22 protein-coding genes are annotated in these 23,897 nt (G+C 66.4%); 7 read left to right on the top strand and 15 right to left on the bottom strand.

Annotated features, from left to right (window positions below):
* Positions 1 to 83: 83 nt before the first annotated feature.
* Positions 84 to 1,406, top strand: a complete 1,323-nt coding sequence (locus J7S20_RS10310; protein ID WP_284054151.1) for a methyltransferase family protein — start codon at positions 84 to 86, stop codon at positions 1,404 to 1,406.
* A gap of 96 nt (positions 1,407 to 1,502) precedes the next feature.
* Here the strand turns inward: J7S20_RS10310 and J7S20_RS10305 are convergent, their stop codons facing one another.
* The 4 genes from J7S20_RS10305 to J7S20_RS10290 all read right to left on the bottom strand — a co-directional run bounded on the left by J7S20_RS10305 (position 1,503) and on the right by J7S20_RS10290 (position 5,473).
* A complete protein-coding gene (locus J7S20_RS10305) occupies positions 1,503 to 2,876 on the bottom strand; it encodes a glutamate--cysteine ligase (RefSeq protein ID WP_284054150.1) in 1,374 nt (457 codons plus the stop codon).
* Between the two features lie 43 nt (positions 2,877 to 2,919).
* Complete coding sequence (locus J7S20_RS10300; RefSeq protein WP_284054149.1) at positions 2,920 to 3,663, bottom strand: 16S rRNA (uracil(1498)-N(3))-methyltransferase; 744 nt, start codon at positions 3,661 to 3,663, stop codon at positions 2,920 to 2,922.
* Positions 3,664 to 3,668: 5 nt separating this feature from the next.
* Positions 3,669 to 5,069 (bottom strand): M20/M25/M40 family metallo-hydrolase, encoded by a 1,401-nt coding sequence (locus J7S20_RS10295; RefSeq protein ID WP_284054148.1) that lies wholly within the window; start codon positions 5,067 to 5,069, stop codon positions 3,669 to 3,671.
* A gap of 71 nt (positions 5,070 to 5,140) precedes the next feature.
* Positions 5,141 to 5,473 (bottom strand): PilZ domain-containing protein, encoded by a 333-nt coding sequence (locus J7S20_RS10290; protein WP_284054147.1) that lies wholly within the window; start codon positions 5,471 to 5,473, stop codon positions 5,141 to 5,143.
* 84 nt (positions 5,474 to 5,557) lie between these two features.
* On the opposite strand from J7S20_RS10290, the gene ubiA reads away from it, so the two are divergent.
* Genes ubiA through J7S20_RS10275 form a run of 3 tightly spaced genes read left to right on the top strand, consistent with a single transcriptional unit; the run spans position 5,558 to position 8,613 of the window.
* Positions 5,558 to 6,472 carry a 4-hydroxybenzoate octaprenyltransferase gene (gene ubiA / locus J7S20_RS10285; RefSeq protein ID WP_284054146.1) on the top strand — a complete coding sequence of 305 codons (915 nt, stop codon included), beginning with the start codon at positions 5,558 to 5,560 and terminating at the stop codon, positions 6,470 to 6,472.
* A gap of 31 nt (positions 6,473 to 6,503) precedes the next feature.
* Entirely contained in the window at positions 6,504 to 7,838 is a 1,335-nt protein-coding gene (locus tag J7S20_RS10280) for a TldD/PmbA family protein (RefSeq protein WP_284054145.1), read from the top strand.
* Positions 7,831 to 8,613, top strand: a complete 783-nt coding sequence (locus tag J7S20_RS10275; protein WP_284054144.1) for a 3'(2'),5'-bisphosphate nucleotidase CysQ — start codon at positions 7,831 to 7,833, stop codon at positions 8,611 to 8,613. Before J7S20_RS10280 ends, J7S20_RS10275 begins: the two co-directional genes overlap by 8 nt.
* A 42-nt stretch (positions 8,614 to 8,655) precedes the next feature.
* Here the strand turns inward: J7S20_RS10275 and J7S20_RS10270 are convergent, their stop codons facing one another.
* From J7S20_RS10270 to J7S20_RS10240, 7 genes are all read right to left on the bottom strand, one after another.
* The gene (locus tag J7S20_RS10270) at positions 8,656 to 9,468 is read right to left on the bottom strand and encodes an aldo/keto reductase (protein WP_284054143.1); all 813 of its coding nucleotides are present in this window, start codon (positions 9,466 to 9,468) and stop codon (positions 8,656 to 8,658) included.
* A gap of 31 nt (positions 9,469 to 9,499) precedes the next feature.
* A complete protein-coding gene (locus J7S20_RS10265; RefSeq protein WP_284054142.1) occupies positions 9,500 to 10,849 on the bottom strand; it encodes a cytochrome P450 in 1,350 nt (449 codons plus the stop codon).
* A gap of 39 nt (positions 10,850 to 10,888) precedes the next feature.
* Positions 10,889 to 12,199 (bottom strand): methyl-accepting chemotaxis protein, encoded by a 1,311-nt coding sequence (locus J7S20_RS10260; RefSeq protein WP_284054141.1) that lies wholly within the window; start codon positions 12,197 to 12,199, stop codon positions 10,889 to 10,891.
* Between the two features lie 89 nt (positions 12,200 to 12,288).
* On the bottom strand, positions 12,289 to 13,386 hold the full coding sequence (locus J7S20_RS10255) for an ATP phosphoribosyltransferase regulatory subunit (RefSeq protein ID WP_284054140.1): 1,098 nt from the start codon (positions 13,384 to 13,386) through the stop codon (positions 12,289 to 12,291).
* 19 nt (positions 13,387 to 13,405) lie between these two features.
* Positions 13,406 to 14,983, bottom strand: coding sequence for a phosphoglycerate dehydrogenase (gene serA / locus J7S20_RS10250; protein ID WP_284054139.1), 1,578 nt, complete (start codon positions 14,981 to 14,983; stop codon positions 13,406 to 13,408).
* A 94-nt stretch (positions 14,984 to 15,077) separates the two neighbouring features.
* Positions 15,078 to 16,250, bottom strand: coding sequence for a phosphoserine transaminase (locus J7S20_RS10245; protein ID WP_284054138.1), 1,173 nt, complete (start codon positions 16,248 to 16,250; stop codon positions 15,078 to 15,080).
* 105 nt (positions 16,251 to 16,355) lie between these two features.
* Positions 16,356 to 17,237, bottom strand: a complete 882-nt coding sequence (locus J7S20_RS10240; RefSeq protein ID WP_284054137.1) for an alpha/beta hydrolase — start codon at positions 17,235 to 17,237, stop codon at positions 16,356 to 16,358.
* A gap of 69 nt (positions 17,238 to 17,306) precedes the next feature.
* Between J7S20_RS10240 and J7S20_RS10235 the strand changes: the two genes are divergently transcribed.
* Both J7S20_RS10235 and J7S20_RS10230 read left to right on the top strand, forming a co-directional pair.
* Positions 17,307 to 17,981, top strand: a complete 675-nt coding sequence (locus tag J7S20_RS10235) for an extensin family protein (RefSeq protein ID WP_284054136.1) — start codon at positions 17,307 to 17,309, stop codon at positions 17,979 to 17,981.
* A gap of 51 nt (positions 17,982 to 18,032) precedes the next feature.
* Positions 18,033 to 18,944, top strand: a complete 912-nt coding sequence (locus J7S20_RS10230) for an LOG family protein (protein WP_284054135.1) — start codon at positions 18,033 to 18,035, stop codon at positions 18,942 to 18,944.
* 15 nt (positions 18,945 to 18,959) lie between these two features.
* On the opposite strand, the gene J7S20_RS10225 is transcribed toward J7S20_RS10230, so the two are convergent.
* A complete protein-coding gene (locus J7S20_RS10225) occupies positions 18,960 to 19,634 on the bottom strand; it encodes a c-type cytochrome (RefSeq protein ID WP_284054134.1) in 675 nt (224 codons plus the stop codon).
* 111 nt (positions 19,635 to 19,745) lie between these two features.
* On the opposite strand from J7S20_RS10225, the gene J7S20_RS10220 reads away from it, so the two are divergent.
* Positions 19,746 to 20,642, top strand: a complete 897-nt coding sequence (locus tag J7S20_RS10220; protein ID WP_284054133.1) for a prephenate dehydratase — start codon at positions 19,746 to 19,748, stop codon at positions 20,640 to 20,642.
* On the opposite strand, the gene nudC is transcribed toward J7S20_RS10220, so the two are convergent.
* The 3 genes from nudC to J7S20_RS10205 are packed head-to-tail and all read right to left on the bottom strand — an operon-like array spanning position 20,639 to position 23,885.
* Entirely contained in the window at positions 20,639 to 21,508 is an 870-nt protein-coding gene (gene nudC, locus J7S20_RS10215) for an NAD(+) diphosphatase (RefSeq protein WP_284054132.1), read from the bottom strand. The two genes, J7S20_RS10220 and nudC, sit on opposite strands and share 4 nt — an antisense overlap.
* Positions 21,505 to 22,839: a serine hydrolase domain-containing protein gene (locus J7S20_RS10210; RefSeq protein WP_284054131.1), complete on the bottom strand. Its 1,335-nt coding sequence runs from the start codon at positions 22,837 to 22,839 to the stop codon at positions 21,505 to 21,507. Before J7S20_RS10210 ends, nudC begins: the two co-directional genes overlap by 4 nt.
* The gene (locus J7S20_RS10205; protein ID WP_284054130.1) at positions 22,833 to 23,885 is read right to left on the bottom strand and encodes an A/G-specific adenine glycosylase; all 1,053 of its coding nucleotides are present in this window, start codon (positions 23,883 to 23,885) and stop codon (positions 22,833 to 22,835) included. The genes J7S20_RS10210 and J7S20_RS10205 overlap by 7 nt, the downstream gene beginning before the upstream one ends.
* Positions 23,886 to 23,897 lie beyond the last annotated feature (12 nt).

Raw genomic sequence — 23,897 nt, 5'->3', positions numbered from 1 at the left:
ACGGCGGTCCGTCCAGTCCCTTGCCGTACTCCGCCCCCAAAGGCTTCACGGGTTGCTTACCATTGGGCGCTAGCAATTCCGCGATGTTTTACGATGCCGCTCTCTCCCGCGCGATTTCCGTCGATCCCCGCCCACGCTCGGCGGTAAGCGCGCGCACGGGGTTTGCCGGGCTCGCGGGGCTGATCGCCTGGATGGCGGTGGCGCGTCATTACGGCATGGACGGCCCCTATGCCGCGCTGGTCAATCTGCTTGCCTGCGCGGTGCCGATGCTCTTCGTCGCGATCTTTGTCGACAAGGTACACCGCAATCCATCGACGGGCATCGACTGGTCGGCACGGCGCCCGTGGCGCGAAACGATCGATATCAGCCTGACCAAGCTGGTCGGACTGTGGCTGACCTGGGCCGCGATCGCGCTCGTCTATGTCACCTGCCGCTTTTACTGGTCGAGCGAATGGGCGCCGTTTCCCTTTGCGATGTGGGCGCTGGAAAATGCCGCGCCGGCGATCGTCGCGCTCTCGATTCCCTATGTCCTGTGGCTCGACCGTCATCTGGTCGCGCCGAAGGACGGCGCATGGACGCTCGGCGCCTGGGTGCTGGGCCTCGACGAGCCGATCGACCGCGAGGCGATCTACGATCATATGCGAAGCTGGGCGGTAAAGGGTTTCTTCCTGGCCTTCATGCTGGCGATCGTGCCGCCGGGGTTCGGTGATTTCGTGCGCGGCGACACCAGTCGGCTGCTTCACGACCCGGTGGCGCTCGCCAACTGGCTCATCACCTTCATGTTCGTCGTCGATGTGGCGTTCGCGACGGTCGGCTACATGCTGACGATGAAGCCGCTCGATGCGCATATCCGCAGCGCCAATCCCTTTGCCGCCGCCTGGGTCGCGGCGCTGATCTGCTATCCGCCCTTCACGCTGATGAGCGATGGCGGACCGCTCGATTACCATCAGGGCACGAAGGAATGGACCTGGTGGTTCGCCGGCCACCCCGTCCTGCTTGCAGGTGTCGGCGTGGTGCTGGTCGTGCTGACGGCGATCTATGCCTGGGCGACGGTCGCATTCGGCTTTCGCTTCTCGAACCTCACCAATCGCGGCATCCTGACCAACGGTCCCTATGCCCTGTCACGCCATCCTGCCTATCTGTCGAAGAACCTGTTCTGGTGGTTGTCGACCATCCCGGTGCTGACCACGGGAAGCTGGACCGATGCGGTGCGTGCGACGCTGCTGATGGGGGTGGTGTCGGGCGTCTATTACTGGCGCGCACGGACAGAGGAACGGCACCTGCTCGCCGATCCCGATTACGTCGCCTATTACGACTGGATGGAGCGCAACGGCCCGGTGCCGCGCTTCTTTGCGTGGATCAAGGGCAAGCCTCGTGGTCCCGCCGCCCCGGCAACCGAAGCCTGACCATCCACCGCGCTCAGGCTGAGCCTGTCGAATCCGCGTGGCGGAAAACACCCTTCGACGAGCTCAGGACGAGCGCGTCGAGCGTTCGGGCGAGAGCTAGAACCGCGTCTCGGCATAGATGCGGCAGACATCGCCGCCCCATTCGCCGTGATAATGGTCGAGCAGGACCTGCGCCGGTACCTTGCCGGTGCGCACGATCTCGCGCAGCGGGTCGAGAAAGCCGGTTTCGTTGTCGCCCGAACCGTTGAGCCGCGCGCGCGCGGTCAGCCCGGCATTCGCTATGTCGAGGATTTCGGGCGCGAGATCGCCAAGCGTGCGCCCGCCGGGGACGGGTGCGTCGAGGCCCAGCTTCGGTACCCAGTCACGCAGCTCCTGCCGCTCCTCGATCGTCCAGTGCTTCACCACGTCCCAAGCCGCACCCAGCGCGCCGTCGTCGTAGAGCAGTCCGACCCACAGCGCCGGCAGTGCGCAGATCCGCCCCCACGGTCCGCCATCGGCGCCGCGCATCTCGAGGAAGGTCTTGAGCCGGACCTCGGGGAACGCGGTCGAGAGGTGATCGGCCCAGTCGTCCATCGTTGGCTTCTCGCCGGGTAGTACCGACAGTTCGCCGTTCAGGAAATCGCGGAAACTTAGGCCCGCCGCGTCGATATATTTGCCGTCGCGATAGACGAAGTACATCGGCACATCGAGTGCGTAATCGGCATAGCGTTCGTACCCGAACCCGTCTTCGAAGACGAAGGGCAGCATCCCGGTGCGATGTGGGTCGGTGTCTGACCAGATATGGCTGCGGAACGACAGGAAGCCGTTGGGCTTGCGCTCGGTGAACGGCGAATTGGCGAACAGCGCGGTCGCGAGCGGCTGGAGCGCGAGCCCGACGCGAAACTTCTTCGCCATGTCGGCTTCGCTGGAATAGTCGAGATTGACCTGGATCGTGCAGGTCCGAAGCATCATGTCGAGGCCGAGCGAGCCGACCTTCGGCATGTGATTGGCCATGATGCCGTAGCGCCCCTTGGGCATCATCGGCAGGTCGCTTCGCGCCTTGTCGGGCCACATGCCGAGCCCGAGAAAGCCGAGCCCCAGCTTCTCGCCCACCGCCTTCACCTGTTTGAGGTGGCGGTCGGCCTCGGCGCAGGTCTGGTGGATATTGTCGAGCGGCGCGCCCGACAGTTCGAGCTGGCCGGCAGGCTCGAGGCTGACGGTGCCGTCGGGGCCGCTGAGCGCGATGATCTTGCCGCCCTCCTCGACCGGCTGCCAGCCGAATTCGGTGAGCGCGTTCAGCAGGTCCCGTATGCCGCCCGGTTCCTCCCAGGAGGGCGCATGGAGATCGTCGAGCTTGTAGACGAATTTCTCGTGCTCGGTACCGATGCGCCAGCGCTCGCGCGGCTTCTCGCCCGATGCGAAATAGTCGACAAGCTGAGCACGATCCTCGATCGGCGCCGCGTTGCTGTTCGAAACCGTTTTCGTGCTCATGGCGCGCCATGTAGCGATGGCGCGCGCCCGGCGCCAGTGCCGCTCACCAATCGCCCGCCGCGGCCATCCACAGCGTAACCGCCGCTGCTGCCGCGGTATCGGCGCGCAGGATGCGCGGTCCGAGCGAGATTCCGCGTGCCTGCGGTAACGCCTTGATCGCCGCGCGCTCTTCGTCGTCGAAGCCGCCTTCGGGGCCGATCAGGATCGCCGCCGGACCGGGTGCGCCGCGCATCGCCTCGAGCGCGGGCGCGCCGCCTTCCTCGTCGGCGAAGAACAGCGTCCGCCCCTCGGGCCAGTCGCCGAGCATCCGGTCGAGCTTCACCGGCTCGGCAAGTTCGGGCAGCGCGGTGCGCGCGCATTGCTCGGCAGCCTCGACCATATGCGCCTCGAGCCGGTCGGTCTTGACCTTGTCGACCACGCCGCGCCGCGTCAGCACCGGCACCACTCTAGCGACGCCCAGTTCGCAGGCCTTTTCGACCATCCAGTCGATGCGGCCCTTCTTGATCGGCGACAGGCACAGCCACAGGTCGGGCACCGGCTCGCGCGTCCGAAGCTGCTCGGTCACCTCGAGCACCAGGTCGCGCTTGCGTACCTCGCGCGCGATGCCGAGCCATTCGCCCGTCACGTCGTCGCACAGCTTCACCGGATCGCCTTCGCCCGTCCGCATCACCGAAATCAGGTAATGCGCCTGCGCTGCGTCCAGACGAATGCGCTGCCCCGCCGACAGCGTCTCGCCGACGAACAGCCGCGGCGTCGATTGCGGGGGCCAGGCGGGCGTCGCCACCATCAGCGCTATTTCGCCAGCGCGCGCAGCACCGCTTCCCACTGCTTCACGCCGGGATCGATCGTGGCGAGCGGGAGCCGTTCGTTCAGGCCGTGCGCATAATCGTCCGACGCCTTCATGAAGGTGCTGTTGACGCCGTATGCGGGAATGCCCTTGGCGCGGAAGAACATGCTGTCGGTCGCACCCGCCGACATGTCGGGGATTACCGGCACGCCCGGCGCGCGCGCGGCGATGGCGTCGGTTACCGCCTTCACCACCTTGGGATCGAGGGGCGATTCGGGCGCGGGGATCGATCCCGACGGCTTGTAGGCGACCTTGATCGCGCCGTCGCCGAGCACGTCGCCCAGCCGCTTCCTAACCTCCTCGATGCTCGTGCCGGGGAAGATGCGGCAATTGACGTTCGCCTCGACGCTCTGCGGAAGCGCGTTGGGCGCGTGCCCGCCATGGATCATCGTCGGCACGCAGGTCGTGCGCACGATGCCGACATATTCGGGCTCGGCCGACAGCGTGTCGGCGGCCTGCTTGTTCGTCGGATCGGCGGCGAAGGCGGCCATCGCCTCACCAACCTTGCCCGGTGTGCGCGGCGCGCTGCCTTCCCAATAGGCCTTGGTCAGCGGGCTGATCTGTGCGGGAAAGCGATAGTCCCCCAGCTTCGCCAGCCCGCGCGACAGCATCGCGATGGCGTTGGTGTCGTCGGGGCGGCTCGAATGTCCGCCGGGATCGGTGACGGTCAGCGTGAAGTCGGCATAGGTCTTTTCGCCCGCCTGGATGCCGTAAGCGATCGGCTTGCCGTCCTCGCCGAGCAGCCCGCCGCCCGAATCGGCGTTGAGGACGAGGCCCGCATTCGACAGTTTCTCCGCCGCCGCGGCGGTCGTCTTCATGTCGGTCTCTTCGTCGCCGGTCAGCAACAGGACGATATCGCGCGCCGGCGTCCAGCCCTGCCGCTTGAGCTCAAGCAGCGCCGCGATCGCGACCGCGCTATCGCCCTTGTCGTCGAGCGATCCGCGTCCGTAGATATACCCGTTCTCGACGATCGGCTTGAACGGATCGCGCTCCCAGTCGGACGGCTTGGCTTCGACCACGTCCATATGGCCGAGGATCACGATCGGCTTGGCGCTGCGGTCGCGTCCCGGCCACCGTGCGGTCAGATAGCCGGTCTCGCCGATCGGTTCGAAATGGACATCATCGGCCGCGAAGCCCCCGTCGATCAGGCGCTGCTTCAGATAGGCGGCGAGTTTGGGGACGTTGCCGCGGCCCTTCACCGTCGGCACGGAAACGGCGTGCTTCAGAATGTCGAGTGCTTCCTGCCCGGCCTTGGTTCGGGGCATGTCGGGCCCGGTCTGCTGTGCATGTGCAGCGCCCGGCAGCGCCAATGCCGCTGCGATCGCGAGAAGCTTAGAATATTGCATGCCACGTCCCCCTGTTCGGTGTCGGGGGCGATTGATGCCAGAGCGGTTGCGCAAAGGCTATGGGGTAGCGATCAATCGGTTCTCAGCGTCAGTGCGCGGACCAGGCTGCGTTCAATCGGTTCGTCGAACCGGCAGCCGGCAAAACCCTGGTTCGACCAGATGACGGTCGCAGCGATCGGCATGCCGCCCTGAAAGCGCAGCCAGATCCGGTCGCCCGCGTCCGGTTCCTCCGAACACGCGATGCGGCAGCCATAGGCGGACAGGTCGTGCAGCGCGGCTTCGATCGGCGGCTCGCTGTGACGGCGAACCGATGCCCGCGTGATGAACACCGGGTGGCGCGGCTCGGCGCGCTGATCGACGAGCGCGGGCGCGGCGGGCTGATATCGCGTCATCTTCGAAGCCATCGAATTTCCCTTCGACTCGACCGCCAGCCTCGCGGAAAAAGGTTAAGCTTCGCTTAACGCTCGCTTTGTGGCAGCAGGGCGCCGATGAGCGACACCTCCGTTCCCGATACCGAACATCGCGGGCTGACCGGCATGCTGCCGGCACGCCTGCGGCCCTATGCGCTGCTCGCGCGGTTCGACCGGCCGATCGGCTGGTGGCTGCTGTTCTGGCCGGGGGCGTGGGCGATCGCGCTGTCGGGCGGAGCGATTTCTCGCTGGGGCCTGCTCCTGTGGTTCCTAGCCGGCGCGATCGCGATGCGCGGCGCTGGCTGCACCTATAACGACATTGTCGACCGCGATCTCGACCGTCAGGTAGAACGCACGCGCAGCCGACCGCTGGCGAGCGGCGCGGTGTCGCTGAAGGCGGCCTGGGCGTGGCTGGCGATGCTGTGTCTTGTCGGGCTGGTGGTGCTTTTGCAGCTCAATCTCGTCGCCGCCGCCATCGCGGTCGGCAGTCTTGCACTGGTTGCCGCCTATCCGTTCATGAAGCGGATCACCTGGTGGCCGCAGGCGTGGCTGGGACTCGTCTTTTCCTGGGCCGCGCTTGTCGGCTGGGCGGCGGTCACCGGCGCAATGAGCGTCGCCGGTATCCTGATCTATGCGGGGTCGATCTTCTGGGTCATCGGCTATGACACCATCTATGCGCTGCAGGATGTCGAGGACGACGCGCTGGTCGGTGTGCGGTCGTCGGCGCGCGCACTGGGCCGCGCGGTGCGGCCGGGGGTCGCGATATTCTACCTCCTCGCCATCCTGTTCTGGGGGGCGGCGCTTTGGGTCGTCCGCCCCGATCCGGTCGCGCTGCTCGCGCTGCTGCCCGGCGCGCTCCATCTCGTCTGGCAGGTGGTAACGCTGAAGCCGCAGGACGGGGCGAGCGCATTGCGGCGCTTTCGTTCGAACCGCGACGCCGGCCTGCTGATTTTCGCGGCCTTTTTGGTGGTCGGAACCGCAACCGCGCTTTGACGTAGGCGTCTCGCCTTCCTACTTGCTGTCGATGCTCAACAAGGATCAGGCAAGCGAACGCGCCCAGGCAGCGGTCGAACGTGCGGTCGCCAACGGCGCAGAGGCGGCCGATGCGAATTTCATCGCCAATGAGGCGCTTTCGGTCGCGGTACGGCTCGGCGCCCTCGAGGAAGTCGAACGCTCCGAAGGCGCGGAACTGACGCTACGCGTATTTCTCGGCCGCAAATCGGCGAGCGTTTCGACCTCCGAACTCACCGACACCGCGCTCGATACGCTGGCTGAGCGTGCGGTGCGCATGGCGCGCGAGGCGAGCGAGGATCGCTGGAGCGGCCTCGCGCCCGCCGACCGGCTGCTCCACGGATCGCCGCCCGCGCTCGATATCGACGACGGCGCGGATGTTTCGCCCGAAACGCTGAAAGAACGCGCGATGGAGGCAGAGGCCGCCGCGCGCGCCGTCGACGGCGTGACCAACAGCGAAGGCGCCGGCGCCTCGGCCAGCCGGTCGGTCGTCGCGCTCGCCACCAGCCACGGCTTCGCGCATGGCTATGCCGCCACGCATCATGCGGTTTCGGCGAGTGTCGTCGCCGGCAAGGGATCGGGCATGCAGCGCGATCACGCCTCGCACGCGACGCGCCACGAAAGCGCGCTGGAGGCGCCGGGCGATATCGGCGCGCGGGCGGGCGAACGCGCGGTGTCGCGGCTGAACCCGGCGCGGCTTTCCAGCGGTACGATGCCGGTGGTGTTCGATCCGCGTATCGGGGCGAGCCTTATCGGCGCGTTCGTCGGCGCGATCTCTGGCGGCCGGATCGCACGGCGCACCAGCTTCATGCAGGACATGCTCGGCAAGCGGGTGTTCGCGCCGGGGATCACCCTGCGCGACGATCCGCACCGGCCGCGCGGGCTGCGGTCGCGCCCGTTCGACGGCGAAGGGCTGCCGGTGTCGCCGACGGTCATCGTCGAGGACGGCATGCTGGAAACCTGGCTGCTCGACAGCGCATCGGCGCGGCAGCTTGACCTGGAACCGACCGGCCATGGCGGGCGCGGCGGCGGGATTGCGACCAGCAACCTCTATATGGACGTCGGCAACATTACCCCGACCGCGCTGATCGAGGATATCGAACACGGTGTCTGGGTGACCGAACTGATCGGGCAGGGCGTCAATCCGGTGACCGGCGATTACAGCCGCGGCGCGGCGGGGTTCCTGATCGAGGGCGGAGAGATTACGCGCCCGGTCGCCGAAATCACCATCGCGGGCAATCTGAAGACGATGTTCCTCGCCATGACGCCCGCGAACGATCTGCGCTTTCGCTACGGCGTCAACGTCCCCAGCCTGCGCGTCGACGGAATGACGGTCGCCGGTGACTGACACGCTGTCCGACCGGGTGCGCGAAATCGCGGCAGAGGCGGGTGCGCTCGCGCTGTCACGGTGGCGTACCGATTTTCGCAGGTGGGAAAAATCGCCCGGCAACCCGGTTTGCGAGGTCGATATAGAGATCGATCGCCTGCTGCGCGACCGGCTCGGCACGCTGCTGCCCGATGCCGGCTGGCTGTCCGAGGAAACGAAGGACAATGCCGACCGGCTGGGCGCGGCGCGGGTGTGGGTGGTCGATCCGATCGACGGCACGCGCGACTATATCCGAGGACGCGAAGGCTGGGCGGTGTCGATCGCGCTCGTCGACCATGGCCGGCCCGTCATCGGCGTGCTCGATGCGCCTGCGCGCGACGAACATTGGCATGCAGAGGCCGGAAAGGGTTCCTATCGCGGCGCGCACCGGCTGACCGCGAGCGCGCGGTCGGAGCTTGTCGGTGCGCGCGTGCCCGCCGACCAGTTGCCAAAGGCCGATCGTGACCTCGTGGCGGTGGCGAAGCCCAATTCGATCGCGCTGCGGATCGCGATGGTCGCGGCGGGCGAGGCCGATCTGGTCGCCACGGTGCGCTGGGGCCATGAATGGGATGTCGCGGCGGCGGTGCTGATCGCGCAGCAGGCAGGAGCGGAGGTCAGCGACGCGCTGGGCCAGCCGCTGCGTTTCAACGCCCCCGAAGCGCGCGCCTTCGGCGTGCTGGCGACCGCACCTGCAATTCACGATGCGGCGGTGGCAAGGCTGGCCGAGCGCGCGAAGGCGACGATCGGGAAAGGCTGATATCCGCGCTCCTGTCCGCGCAGGAGCATCGCACGGGCAATTCTAGAAATTGCGCGGGTCGGGGCCGATCCGGCCCTCCGGATCGTCGAGATCGCCGATGTCGCGCATATCGTCGTCGTCGAGTTTCCAGTCGAGCACGCGCAGATTGTCGGCAAGATGGTCGGGATTGCCCGCCTTGGGGATGGCCGACACGTCATTTTGCAGATGCCAGCGCAGGATTACCTGCGGCACCGTTCGGCCATGCTTGTCGGCGATATGCGACAGCACCGGATCGTCGAACGCCTTCGCCTGGCCAAGCGGGCTCCATGCTTGGGTGACGATATTGTGTTTGTTGTGAAAGGCGCGTGCCTCACGCTGCTGGAAGGACGGATGCAGCTCGATCTGGTTGATCGCGGGCAGCTCGCCGGTTGCATCGGCGATGCGCTCGATATGCTCGGGCAGGAAATTGGACACGCCGATCGAACGCGCCCGGCCGCTCTTGCGCAGCTCGATCAGCGCCTTCCACGTCTCGACATATTTTCCCCGGTCGGGGCAGGGCCAGTGGATCAGATACAGGTCGACGCAGTCGCGGCCGAGCAGTGTGAGGCTTTCCTCGAATGCGCGGATCGCCTCGTCATGGCCTTGCCGGTCGTTCCACAGCTTGGTGGTCAGGAACACGTCGTCGTCTTCGGCCACACCGCTGCCGACGCCGCGTTCATTGTCGTAGATCGCGGCGGTGTCGATCAGTCGGTAGCCAAGATCGATCCCCTGCCGGACGATCGCATCGGCCTGCGAATCGGGGATCTTGTAGGTGCCAAGGCCGAGTGCGGGGATTTCCCGGCCATCGTTCATTTCGAGCATCGGTGTATCGGTCATGGCCCTTCCAACTTTTCAGGCGCGGGTTGGTTCAGTCGCGCGGCGCGACTTCGACCCATAGCCCGCCTCTCGGCCGCAACGTCACCGCGGCGGAAAGTTCGACCTCGCGCCCCGGCGGCAGCGCGAAGCGCCGCGCCGCGATCCAGTGCGCAAGGATGACCAGCGCCTCGACCGTGGCGAAGCGCGCGCCGACACAGGTGCGCGGGCCGCCGCCGAACGGAATATACTGGAACCGGTGGCGTTCACGCTCACGGTCGGGTGCGAAGCGATCGGGGTCGAACCGATCGGCATCATCCCACAGCTTGCGGTGGCGATGGAGCACCCACGGCCAGATCGACACGATTTCACCGGCGCGGACCGGATGCCCGTCCAGCATGTCGTCGGAAAGCGCCTCGCGGTCGAAGCGCGGGGCGGGCGGATAGAGGCGCAGCGCCTCGTCGAGTATCTGACGAAGAAAGGGCAACCGGTCGGGCAGCGTTTGCGGGTCGCCGTCGATCGCCGCACGCACCTCGGAACAGGCGCGGTCCTGCGCCTGCTGGTCGCCGGCGAGGCAATAGATGCTCCATGTCAGCGCATTGGCGGTCGTCTCGTGCCCGGCGAGATAGAAGGTCGCTGCATTGTCGATGGCAAGCTTCAGCGCTTCGCTGCGCGGGAAGCGCTCGTGGAGATCGCGGATCATCCCGCCAAGGAAATCGTCGCCGCCTTCGGGTCCGCGCTCGCGCACGATGTCGGTCAGCGTTTCGCGCAGGAATCGCTGCCCGCGCGCGCCCGCCCAGGCGGTCGGCGTCAGGCGCAGGCCGGGCATGCCGAGGATCGCCGCCAGCCGCGCCGAGCCCGCTGCCTCGAGCGCCGCCGTGATGTGCCGACCTGCATCCTCGGTCATCAGCCGCGGGTCGCCCGAAAACAGCGCGCGGGCGATTATCGCCATCGTCGCGTCGGTCGCGGTTTCGGCGATGTCCACAGTGCCCGATTGCGGCCATTTCGCCGTGCCCTCGCGCGCGGCCTGTGCCATCAGCCCGGTCAGCTTCGCCACCGCGCCCGGCGCAAAGCTGGGCGCGACGATGCGCCGCTGCTGCCGCCACGATTCGCCGTCGGCGCTCAGCAGTCCGTTGCCGATCAGCGGCGCGATCAGCCGTTTGACGATCCGCGGCTTGGCGTAGTTGGCGGCGTTGGTGAGCAGCACGCGTTCGATCGCGTCGGGATGGCGCGGAATATGGACTGTCAGGCGCAGCAGTTTGCGCTTCGTGTACCAGTCCTCGAACGCGGCATTCGACCAGCCGGTGACGGCGTTGCGGGCATGTTCACCGACAAAGGCCGACCAGAACGGGCCGACCCGGTCGCGGCGCGGCGGGTGCGCGGGAATGAAACCGGCCTGAGCCATGCCGCCAATCTAGGGTGGCGCACGCGCGATTGCGACGGCTCAGATGACCTTGAGGAAGGTTTCGGCCTCTTCGGATAGCTGCTCCGCCCCGACCCGCAGGCGCGCGGCGAGTTCGCGCATGTCGATCGCGCTGTGCGATGCGCTGTCGGCGCTGCGCGCGATCGCGCCGGTATCGGTTTCGATAACGCCCGTCACTTCGACCAGTTCGCCGGTATTTTCGGCGATCAGCCGCGTCCCCGCCTCCTGCGCCGCGACCTCGCGTTCGATATCGCTCGAATAGGATGCGATCGACTTGATCGCGACTTCGACCTCGCCGTGGGTTCCCGATACTTCGCGCACCGCTTCGCGCATTTCCTCGACATGCGCGACGATGGTGCCGGCGGCAGCCGATGCGCGACGCGACAGGTCCTTCACCTCGTTCGCGACCACGGTAAAGCCGCGACCGGCCTCGCCCGCGCGGGCGGCCTCGATGCCCGCGTTGAGCGCGAGCAGATTCACCTTTGCCGCGATTTCGCTGATGAGGCCGATCACCGAATCGATCGACTGCGCCGAGCGTGAGAGGTCGGCGGTGCGCGCGCTACCCTTGGCGACCAACGTCACCGCATTCGCCGCTGCCGATTTCGCTTCGCGCGTATTGCCTGAAATTTCCGAAAGCGCGGCGGCGAGCAGGCGGCCATGTTCGGCGATCGACGAAAGGTTGCTGTTACCCTGCGCGGCGGCGGTCGCGACTGCCGATGCATTGCGACCGGTTCGTTGCGCACGATCGGCGGTGGCGACCGCGTTGCGTTCGATCTGTTCGGAAAGCTCGCTCATTTCGCGCGACAGGCTGGCGACGGTTCGCTCGAACGCCTTGCTCGCCGCTTCGATCTGCTGGCTGCGTTCCAGCCGGGCGCGGGTGCGCGACAATTCATGCTCGGCCGCCAGCCGAACCAGCAGCCGGTTGGAGATCGCGCAGAAGAAGCGGCCCCCGCGCGTCAGGATCATTCCTTCCGAACCATGTGCGGAGCGATATGCGTCGATCAGCTCGGCTATGCTCAGCGAGGATTCGGCAACGGGACATTCGGCGATATGCGCGTCGAGATGGCTGCCATAGGACGGATTGCGCAGCAGCGCATGCCCAAAGGGATTGAGAAGCAACTTGCGGATGTCGCGGTCGAACAGTGCGCCGACCGGACGCTGGCCGTGATCGAGCACCGGCAGGATGCGCAGGTCCGAATCGCGGTAAAAGCGATCGACCGCCCGGTGCAGCGGCGTATCGACATGAACGAAATCGGTGATCCGCTGATCGGCGGAAAGCCAGTCGGCGGGCGAATCGGCCGGAACGATCGTCAGTTTCGGAGCGGTCTGCATGGCCGGACTGCTACGGTTGCGAGGGTAAATGCCCGCTTAGCGCTGGATGACAGTTCGAAGACATCGGCAATTTTATTGCCGGTGGGCGATCAGACCTCGACCACCTGGCCATCGTCAAGGCGGTGGGTGCACAATTGCCGTTCCGGCGTGTCGTCTTCGCTGAGCGCGGCGACGGCGACCCAGCCTTCGGCACGGAGCGCCTGCGCACGCTGCGCGGTGGTGCCGAGCGGAAGGAACAGCCGTCGCCGGTCACCGCTGGCGTCGCGGCTGTCGAGAATGGCGTCGGCATAGAGCGAAAAGCCGACCGCGGCTTCCTCGCGGCCGTCGCCGAGGACGATGGTGTAGCTGCCGCCGCGGCCGATCGCATCGCGCGAACCGCTGGCGAATAGCGAAAAGCCGAACCAGCTCTGATATTCGAAGCCATGAAGTTCGGTCGGGTCGAGTGTCATCGTGACATCGCCCGGGATCGCTTCGGCGATCTGCTGCAGCCCATCGAGCCGGCTGGCGAGCACATCGCCGCCTTGTTCGCGAAGCCGCGCCATCGCTTCGTCGAAATCGCCCGCGGCCTCGATCAGCGGCAGAAAAGCCGGCGCGATGGCGGTGACGCCCGCCGCGTCCTTGGCGTCGAGCCGTTCGCGCAGTTCGGCGAGCTTGTCCGCCGGCACCGCGTCGTGATTCAGCGTATCGACCAGGTCGGGCAGCGTGAAGTCGATCGACAGGCCCTCGACGCCCGCCGATTGCAGCGCCTCGACGGCAACCGTCACGACTTCGCGTGCGGCAGCGACCGCATCGCTGCCGATCAGTTCTATGCCGATCTGGCGCATCGCGCGTTCGGGGTGGAGCTGCGGTGCGCGCAGCTTCATGACCGGCCCGGCATAGGACAGCCGCACCGGGCGCGGATGATGCGCCATGCGCGTCGCGGCAATGCGACCGACCTGCGCGGTGATGTCGGTGCGGATGGCGAGCGTGCGCTGCGACACCGGATCGACGAAGCGCACCGCGTCCTGCGCGCTGCCAGATTTCAGTCGGCTGGCGAGCGATTGCTCGAATTCGGCGAGCGGTGGATCGACGCGTTCATAGCCATAGCCATGCGCCGCTGCGAGCACGCGCGCCTCGAGCGCTGCCGCCGCATCGGCGTGCGGCGGCAGGCGGTCGTGAAAGCCCTGCGGAAGGAGTCCGGTCGTCATGCCCGCCCTCCTAGCCGCGTCAGAAGCTCAGCGCCATCGCGGTGTTGACGCCGGGCAGCGCGCGAAGCTGTTCGACCAGCTCGGCATCGACCGGTTCGTCGACCGAGAGCAGCAGCACGGCTTCGCCACCGGCGGCGCGGCGGCCGAGGTGGAAGGTGCCGATATTGACGCCTGCCTCGCCCAGCGTCGTCCCGATGCGGCCGATAAAGCCGGGCGCGTCCTCGTTGACGACATAGAGCATGTTGCCGGCGAGATCGGCCTCGACCTTGATGCCGAACAGCTCGACGAGGCGCGGTGCGGCGTCGCTGAACAGCGTGCCCGCGACCGAGCGGTCACCCGCATCGGTCTTCACCGTCACGCGGACGAGCGTGTGATAGTCGCCCTCGCGGTCGTGGCGCACCTCGCGCACGTCGAGTCCGCGTTCCTTCGCCAGGAAGGGCGCGTTGACCATGTTCACCGTGTCCGAATAGACGCGCATCAGCCCGGCGAGAACGGCACCGGTGATCGGCTTTTGATTGAGCTCGGCGGCGGCACCCTCGGTCTCGATCGCGACCGATTTGAGCGGGCCGTGGGCGAGCTGGCCGACCAGCGAGCCGAGCTTTTCGGCAAGCGCCATATACGGCTTCAGCCGCGGCGCTTCCTCGGCCGACAGGCTCGGCATGTTGAGCGCGTTGGTGACGCCGCCCGAGACGAGATAGTCGCTCATCTGCTCGGCCACCTGAATCGCGACATTGACCTGTGCCTCGGTGGTGGAAGCGCCGAGGTGCGGCGTCGAGATGAAGTTGGGCGTGCCGAACAGCGCGTTTTCCTTGGCCGGTTCGGTGACGAACACGTCAAGCGCGGCGCCGGCGATATGGCCCGATTCGAGGCCTTCCTTCAGCGCCGCCTCGTCGATCAGGCCGCCGCGCGCGCAGTTGACGATGCGCACGCCCTTCTTGGTCTTGGCGAGATTTTCCTTCGACAGGATATTGCGCGTCTGGTCGGTCAGCGGCGTGTGCAGCGTGATGAAGTCGGCGCGCGCGAGCAGCGTGTCGAGATCGACCTTCTCGACGCCGAGTTCGACCGCGCGTTCCTCGGTCAGGAAGGGATCATAGGCGATGACCTTCATGCGCAGACCGCGCGCGCGCTCCGCAACGATCGAACCGATATTGCCCGCGCCGATCAGGCCGAGCGTCTTCGACGTCAGCTCGACGCCCATGAATTTGGACTTTTCCCACTTGCCGGCCTGGGTCGAGGCATCGGCCTGGGGCAGCTGACGGGCGAGCGCGAAGATCAGCGCGATGGCGTGTTCGGCGGTGGTGATCGAGTTCCCGAACGGGGTGTTCATCACGACGACGCCCTTGGTGGAGGCGGCGGGAATATCGACATTGTCGACGCCGATCCCTGCGCGACCGATGACCTTCAGATTGGTCGCGGCGTCGAGAATGTCCTTCGTGACCTTGGTCGACGAGCGGATGGCGAGGCCGTCATAATCGCCGATGATCGCCTTCAGCTCGTCGGGCGTCTTGCCGGTGATCTCGTCCACCTCGACCCCGCGCTGGCGGAAGATCTCGGCGGCCTTGGGGTCCATCTTGTCGGAAATAAGTACCTTGGGCATGTCTTTGTACCTCGTCATCCCGGCGAAAGCCGGGATCTCTGTGAACTTGGGGAATGTTTTGCGAGATCCCGGATCACGTCCGGGATGACGCCGCTCAGCGCGGCGTCACCTGTTCCCAGGCCCAGTCGAGCCAGGGGCCGAGCGCTTCGACATCGGCGGTGTCGACGGTCGCGCCGCACCAGATGCGCAGTCCCGGCGGCGCGTCGCGATAGCCGGCGATGTCGTAGGCGGCGTCCTCGGCTTCGAGGAGCGAGGCCATCTTCTTGACCATCGCCGCCTGCGTGTCGGCATCGGCGTCGGTGACGAGCTTCAGGCACACGCTGGTGTTCGACCGCACCGCCGGATCGCCCGGCAGATGGTCGAGCCAGTCGCGCGCCTCGACGATGCGGTCGAGGGCGGTGGCGTTGGCGGTCGAGCGTGCGATCAGCTCGTTTCGGCCGCCGATCGACTGCGCCCATTCGAGCGCGAAGATATAATCCTCGACCGCGAGCATCGACGGCGTATTGATCGTCGCGCCTTCGAAAATGCCCTCGATCAGCTTGCCGCCCTTGGTCATGCGGAAGATTTTCGGCAGCGGCCGGTCGGGCGTGAAGCTTTCGAGCCGCTCGACCGCGCGCGGGCTGAGGATAAGGACGCCGTGACCGCCCTCGCCGCCCATCACCTTCTGCCAGGAGAAGGTGGTGACATCGAGCTTGTCCCACGGCATTTCCATCGCGAAGACCGCGCTGGTCGCATCGGCAAAGGTCAGGCCGGTACGGTCGTCGGCGATCCAGTCGCCATTGGGTACGCGCACGCCGCTGGTCGTGCCGTTCCAGGTGAAGATGACGTCATGGTCCGAGCGAACCTGGGTAAGGTCGGGCAGTTCGCCATAGGGCGCCTTGATGACCTCTGGGTCGATCTTGAGCTGTTTGACCGCGTCGGTGACCCAGCCTTCGCCGAAGCTTTCCCAGGCGAGGCAGGTGACGGGCTTCGGCCCCAGCATCGACCACATCGCCATCTCGACCGCGCCGGTGTCGGACGCGGGAACGATGCCGATGCGGTACGTGTCGGGAACGCCGAGCACTTCGCGCGTCAGGTCGATGGCATGTTTCAGGCGGCTCTTGCCGATCTTCGAACGGTGCGAGCGACCGAGCGAATCGGTGGCGAGCTTGTCGGGGGACCAGCCGGGAGGCTTGGCACAGGGACCGGAGGAAAAATGGGGACGCGCCGGTTTGGTGGCGGGTTTGGCAGGCGCAACTGTAGCGCCGGTAGCAGTCGTATCAGTCATATAGACTCTCCTTTCAGAGAGCACGCGCGGCGTTGGGACCGCGTGGCCCGCCGACGGCCCTAGCGATGTGCGGACCCTTGTCAAGCAAAGCCCGAGCGGCTGCCGCTATTTCGGGACGAATACCGGCGCGGGGTGGTAGAGCAGCCCGCGATCCGACAGCCAGTCGATGACACGCTCTGGCCAGTGCTGCAGGCTGACGAGCGGCGTATCCTCGCCCATGTTGAAGGCGTGGCCGCCCGCGGCATAGAGGTGCATCTCGACCGAAGCGCCCGCCTTGCGATAGGCGTTGAGCACATCGACCGTGGGGCCCGAACAGCAGGTATCGTCGTTCGCCGCCGCCAGCAGGACGGGCGGCGACTCGGCGGTGACATGTTCTTCGGCGTGGAGCGGGCCGGGAAATTCGAGGATCGCGAAATCGGGCTTTTCGGATACCGCGTCGATGGCGTCGGGCGTACCGCGCGGCGCGACCGGCGGGCTGAGCGTCACCATGCGCGCCAGCTCGCCCCCGGCCGAAAATCCCCACACGCCGATGCGGTGCGGGTCGATGCCGTATTGCGCCGCGTCGTGGCGGACCATGCGCATCGCGCGCTCCGCATCGGCGCGGGCATCGTCTTCCGAATAGGGTGAACCCTCTTCGCGGAACAGGCGATAGCGCACGACGAAGGCGGCGACCCCGCGATCGGCCAGCCAATGGGCAACGTCGCTGCCCTCGGTGGTCGTCACCAGCAGCCGGTGGCCCCCGCCCGGCAGGATGACGATCGCCGTGCCCGTCGCGTTCTTCGGATCGGGAAGATAGGCGGTGATGCTGGGATTGTTGACGTGCTTGGTCCAGTAATCCTTCGAGATTTCCGGGATGTCGGCGCGCGCTTCTAAACCCGGCGCACCGTGTTCCCACAGATAGGTTCGCTGCTGCGCGAGGGCCGGCGAATGCAGAAGGGCGGAGACCAGCAATGCGGCGACCAGGCCGAACGTTCGTTGCCACTTCATGTCCTGCACCCCTTCCCGCCTGTTTCAGCCATAGTGACAAGATGAAGCGCGCGGCGCTAGGTGTCGGGAATGCGTTTGCGTGGTCCCGTCATCGTCCTTGCTCTGTCAGCGTTGCTGACCGGCTGTCTGTTCGGCGGCGGAGAAGGGGGCGCGAACCGGGCGCCGCCGCGCCATCTGGCCGCTGCCAGATCGCCGATCCCGACCGAGGCCGAGACGCGCCAGTGCCTTGCCGATCTGAACGCGAAGGGGGTGTCCTACCAGCGCTTGCCCGATCGCACGTTCGGCGGCGGCTGTTCGTCGATCGGCGCGGTGAAGCTGCTCGATTTCGGCACGCCGGTAACCAATCTGAAATCGATGCGCTGCGGGCTGGCCGACAGGTTCGTCAACTGGGTGCGCTACGGCGTCCGGCCGGCGGCGCGGCAGATTCTCGGCAGCGATGTCGTCAAGGTGGAAAGCTTCGGCACCTTTGCGTGCCGCGGTGTCGTCGGCAACGGTCCGGCGCAGCGCCTGTCCGAACATGCGGTTGCCGACGCCGTCGATGTCGCGGCGTTCGACCTTGCCGACGGCCGGCGGATCAGCGTGCTCGACGGCTGGAATTCGGATGACCGGCAGGTGCGCGCATTCCTGCGCACGGTCCACGCATCGGCATGCAAGCGCTTCGTGACCACGCTCGGCCCCGATTATAATGCCGCGCACCATAATCACTTTCACCTCGACATGGGCGGCGGCCATTTCTGCCGCTGAAACCATGGTCGCCGCTTGCGTGAGCGTGGCGATCCGCTAATCCCCTCGCCAATGACAGACAAAAAAGAGACTGACGAAACGCGCGTTCCGTCGCGCGTCTTTCGCCCGGCCCAGCAAGAGGCCGAAACCGCCCGCACCCAGGTCCAGACGCCGCAGACCGAGCATCCGGCCTATCAGCTTGCGTTCCAGGACATGGATTTCCTGCTGCGCGAGGACCTGCGTCCGGTCCGCTTTCAGCTCGAGCTGCTCAAGCCGCAGCTCATCATGGACGAGGCGAAGATCTCGTCGACCTTCGTCATGTACGGATCGGCCCGTATTCCCGAGCCGAGCAAGGCGCAGGCGCTGCTCGACCTTGCCGATGACGACCGCGCCAGGCGGATTGCCGAGCGGCTGATCGCCAAGTCGAAATATTATGAGGTCGCGCGCGAGCTGGCGCGGCTGGCGTCGAATTTTCCGCGCGATGACGAGGGCAACCGCCAGTTCGTCGTATGCTCGGGCGGCGGCCCTTCGATCATGGAGGCGGCCAATCGCGGCGCTGCCGATGTCGATGCCGAATCGATCGGCCTCAATATCGTGTTGCCGCACGAACAGGCGCCCAATCCCTATGTCACGCCGTCGCTCAGCATGCAGTTTCACTATTTCGCGCTCAGGAAGATGCACTTCCTCCTCCACGCGCGCGCGGTCGCGGTATTCCCCGGCGGTTTCGGAACCTTCGACGAGAGTTTCGAGCTTCTGACGCTGATCCAGACCGGCAAGATCGACCCGATCCCGGTGCTGTTCTACGGTCGCGATTTCTGGAACCGCGTCGTCGATTTCGAGGCGCTGTGCGAAGAAGGCGTCATCAGCCCGCGCGATCTCGACCTGATTACCTTTGTCGAGACGGCTGAGGAGGGCTGGGAAGCGGTGCGCGAATTCTATCGCAAGCGCGATCCCGAAGTGGCCGAGGATTTCCCCCCGGCCTGATCGTTCGGTATCAGTTCAGTTCGCGTCTTTCGAGGCGCGAACTGCCGCTTCTTCGTCCACCGACGGATCGCCAGGCGCGGGAATCGCTTCGTTGGCGACTTCGGCCGGCGCGATATGGCCGGGCTGGTTCTCCAGCGCGTTTTCTTCCGCATTGGCCGGCTCTTCCGGCGCGGCGGGCAGCGGCAGGTTCGATCCCTGGCTGTTGAGATAGACGATCACGTTGGCGCGGTCCTGCGGATCGGACAGGCCGGCAAAGGTCATCTTGGTGCCGGAGGCGAACTTGCGCGGGCTGGTCAGCCAGTCGTTGAGCTTGTCGAAGGTCCACTTGCCGCCGACACCCTTCAGCGCATCGGAAAAGGCGAAGCCGTTGCGGCCGTGCGCCACTTCATCGCCGACAATGCCGTAAAGGTTCGGGCCGATGCCGTTCGGCCCGCCCTGGTTGATCGTGTGGCAGGCGGTGCATTTCTGAAAGACTTTCTCGCCCGCTGCCGGATCAGCCTTGGCAAGCAGCGTCGCCAGCGGAACTTCCTTTTCGCCGCCACCGCCGCTTTGTTCGACCCCCTTGATCGGATAGCCTTCCTTTTCAGGCGGATGGTCAGGAAAAATCATTCCGCTTACAATCGACAGGCCAAGCGCGCTTGCGCAGGCTGCCAGCACCCATCCAGCGATCGTATTGGTACGATTGTCCATTTTTTGCCGCTTATCCTCGCCCCGTTGGAGCGATGACCTTTAGATGGCCGTTTGACGCATCGCAAGCCGCGCTTGCCTGATCGCCGATTGCCGCGTAACCGGCGCGCCGTCATGCAGGAATTTGCAAAACCCGCGCGCCCCATCGTTGCGCGCATGACCGAGGCGGCGCTCGCCGAGCCTGCGCGCGCGGTTGCGTTCCAGGGCGCGCCGGGCGCGAATTCGCACGTCGCCGCGCTCGAGGCGTTTCCCGATTGCCTGCCGCTGCCCTGTTTCGGTTTTGCCGATGCCATCGACGCCGTGCGTGACGGACGCGCCGATTGCGCGATCATCCCGATCGAAAACTCGCTCCATGGCCGCGTTGCCGACATGCACTATCTGCTGCCCGAATCGGGACTGGTGATTACCGGCGAGCATTTTCTGCGCATCCGCCACGCACTGGTCGGTGAAGGGCCGATCGCGCGCGTCAAACAGGCGATGAGCCATCCGCAGGCGCTGGGGCAATGCCGCAACTGGCTTGGTCGTCACGGCATCCGTCCGGTCGGCTATCCCGACACGGCGGGCGCTGCCGCGCAGGTGGCGGAGATGGGCGATGCCGATGTCGCCGCACTCGCCCCGCCCAAGGCGGCGGAGCTTTATGGTCTGAAGGTGCTGGCCGACGACATTGCCGATGCGGATCACAACACCACCCGCTTTGTCGTGCTTGCGCGCGAGGCGGCGCCGATCGAGCATTCGGGTCCGCTGATGACCACGCTGATCTTCGCGGTCAGAAACGTGCCGGCGGCGCTCTACAAGGCGCTTGGCGGCTTTGCGACCAATGGCGTCAACATGACCAAGCTGGAGAGCTATCAGCGCGGCGGCAGTTTCGCGGCGAGCGAGTTCTACGCCGATATCGACGGCGCGCCGGGCGAACCCGCGGTCGATCGCGCGCTCGAGGAACTGGCGTTCCACACCAAATGGGTGCGCCTGCTCGGCACCTATCCGCGAGCGCGCAAGCGCGGCGAAGCCTAGCGGTCGAGCCAGGCCTGCATCAGCGTGTGGGCGATCGCATAGCGCGCCGGGACCTTGAATGGCGCATCGGCATCGCCCGCTAGCGCGGCGCGCACCTCGTCGCGCGTGAACCAGCGGGCATGTTCCAGCTCGTTCGCGTCGATGGTGATCGTGTCGTCATCGGCCTCTGCGATGCACCCGATCATCAGTGAAGACGGGAACGGCCAAGGCTGGCTGGCGACATAATGGACACGGCCGACCTGCACGCCCGCCTCTTCGGCAATTTCGCGCGCGACTGCTTCCTCGATCGATTCGCCGACCTCCAGAAACCCGGCAAGTGCCGAATAAAGGCCCTGCGGCCAGGGCGGCTGTCGCCCCAGCAGTGCGCGCCCGTCATGTTCGGCAATCATGATGACCACCGGATCGACGCGCGGGAAATGTTCGGCGCCGCAATTCGGGCAGTGCCGTCCCCAGCCGGCGCGAAACGGATTGGTCAGGGTTCCGCAGGCCGCGCAGAAGCGGTGCCGGGCGTGCCAGTCGACCAGGCTGCGCGCCGCCGCGTAATGCGCCGCTTCTTCGGGACGCAGCATGTCGAGGGTCTGCGCCAGCGCAGGCGTTCGCGCGGTCGAGGGACGATCCTCGGGCCGGCGCGCGGCGAAATGCGGTTTGCCGTCCACATAGCCGAGCAGGATCAGCTCGGCGTCGTCGGGGGCATCGGCGAGCGTCGTCCAGCCGAGCCGCCCCTCGCCATCCAGCTCGGGATGGAGCCCGTCGAGCTTGAGCAGCCGCGCACGCCAGTCGCCGACCGCTTCGGCCAGCGCTTCCGCATCGGTGCGGACATGATCGACGCGGTCGAGCATGCCGCCGGTAAAGCCGGGACGTATCACTTGGCGAGGTCGGTATAGATCGTCCGGGTCAGGTCCTTGCGCAGCGGCCATTTGTCGCTCGGGAAATAATTGACCATCACCGTGCCGCGAACGTCATGTTCGGGATCGACAAAGGCGAGCGTGCCCGCCGCGCCGCCCCAGCCATAGGTGCCCTTGCCGGGGCCGCCGGGCACGTCTTCCAGATAGACCGAGCCACCGGCCCCGAAGCCCATTTTGGGGCCTTTTTCCGAATTGCCGCCGGTCGCGGCGCTGACGCCTTCGAACGAAACGCCGGCGGGCAGCAGGTTCGACATGGCGAGCTTCACCGTTTCCGGCTTCATGACTTCAACGCCGTCGAGCGTACCGTGGTCCTGAAGCATGTGGAGGAAGCGGTCATAGTCGCGCGCCGACATGACAAGCCCCGCACCGCCATAGGGAAAGCTTGGCGGCGAAAGATAGACGGAGCCGGCGGCCGGGTCGATCGGAACGCGGTTGTCGCCCGCCCACATGTAATTGGTCGCAAGCGAGCTCGCGTCGCCCTTCGGCACCGTCCAGAAACTTTCGGTCATGTGGAGCGGGCCAAGGATGCGCTTCTGCACAAAGGCGTCGAACGGCATCCCGCTCGCCTGTTCGATGACTGCCCCCATCACGTCGAGGCCGATCGAATAGCTCCACTTGGTGCCCGGTTCATAGACCAGCGGCAGCGTTGCGACCCGGTCGGCAAAGGCGCGCAGCGTCGCCGGACGCAGCTTGCGCATCTGCACCTCCATCTGCGCATTCACAGCGGCAGGAAGGATGCCCTGTTTTTCATACGCGTCCTTCAGCGCGCCCTTGGTGATGATGTTGTAGCCGAGGCCGGCGGTGTGCGTCAGAAGGTTGCGGATGGTGATCTGATGCTTTGCCGGATGGCTCGCCAGGCTGTCGCCATCGGGGGTGTCGAGCACCTGCATGTCCTTGAACGCGGGGATGAAGTCGCTGACCGGCTGGTCGAGCTTCATCTTGCCGTCCTCGATCAGGATCATTGCCGCCATCGCGGTGACCGGCTTTGTCATCGAATAGACGCGCCACAGCGAATCGGGCGTGACCGGCCCTGCATTCGCGGCATCGGCCAGCTTGCCATCGGCGATGAAAGTGGTGGGGGCGTCGCCCTTGCCGACCGCGATGACGATGCCCGGTGCCTTGTCCTCGGCAATGAAGCGACCGGCAAAGGCGCGCGTCGCGGGAAGCGATACGGCGTGCGTGTCCTTTGCCGCGACCGCGCTGTCGGGGTGGCGGGCCAACAGCGGCGCCGCTGCGGGGATCGATAGCGCTGCCGCCGCGGTCAGCAACGCGAATTTCCGGATTGTCAGCATTCCCACTCCCTCATCCTTTTTGCCGCCTTGGCGAACAAGGTCGGCAGCCCGGCCGAATCGAGGTCCGCCAGCGGCCACCATTCGCCCGATCGCGGGTTGGTGTGCCCGTCGATCCTGGCCCCGGCAAGCGCGCATTCGAGCGTGAAATGGGTGAAGCCGTGCTGAACGCTGTCGCCCGACATTCGCCATTCGGCATCGAACGGCGCCTCTGCCAGTCCCGGTTTTTCATCCTGCCACGGCCCCGTAGGCAGCGCGCGCATGCCGCCGAGCATTCCCTTGTCGGGCCGCCGCACGAGCAGCACATGATCGCCGTTCACCGCCCAGAAGATCGTGCCGTGGCGGTGCGGACGCGCACGCTTCGGTTGCTTGCGCGGATAGCGTTCGGGATCGCCCGTCGCATGCCCAGCGCAATCGGCGCGGAGCGGGCAGAGCAGGCATTTCGGCGCGCCTGCGGTACAGATCGTGGCGCCCAGATCCATCATCGCCTGCGCGAAGTCGCCGGCGCGCGCATCGGGCGTAATCGTATCGGCGAGCGCGCGTATGTCGGGCTTCGCCGATGGGAGCGGTTTTTCCAGCGCCGCGAGCCGCGTGACGACGCGCTCGACATTGGCATCGACGACGACCGCGCGCTCGCCGAACGCGATCGCGGCGATGGCCGCCGCGGTATAATCGCCGATCCCGGACAGCTTGCGCAACTCGGCCTCGGTCGCCGGAAGCGCGCCGTCATGCTCGGCCGAGACCTGCCGCGCGCATGCGATCATGTTGCGCGCCCGGGCATAATAGCCAAGCCCCGCCCAAGCGGCCATCAGCTCGCCTTCGTCGGCAGCGGCAAGGCTCGCGAAATCGGGCCAGCGCGCGGTGAATTTCGCGAAATAGGGCTTTACCGTCGCGACCTGCGTCTGCTGGAGCATGATTTCAGAAAGCCAGACGCGGTACGGATCGGTCGGCGGCGCACCCGGCGGTGCGCGCCACGGCAGGTCGCGGGCATTGGCGTCGTACCAGGCGAGCAGATGCGGCGCGATCGTCGATGGGAGCTTGGCGGGCACGGCCCGCCTATG

The organism is Stakelama marina, from assembly GCF_018122655.1.
In the GTDB taxonomy this organism is placed as follows: domain Bacteria; phylum Pseudomonadota; class Alphaproteobacteria; order Sphingomonadales; family Sphingomonadaceae; genus Sphingomonas; species Sphingomonas marina.
Note: the sequence above shows the minus strand (reverse complement) of the source record. Positions and strands in the feature narration are given on the sequence as shown.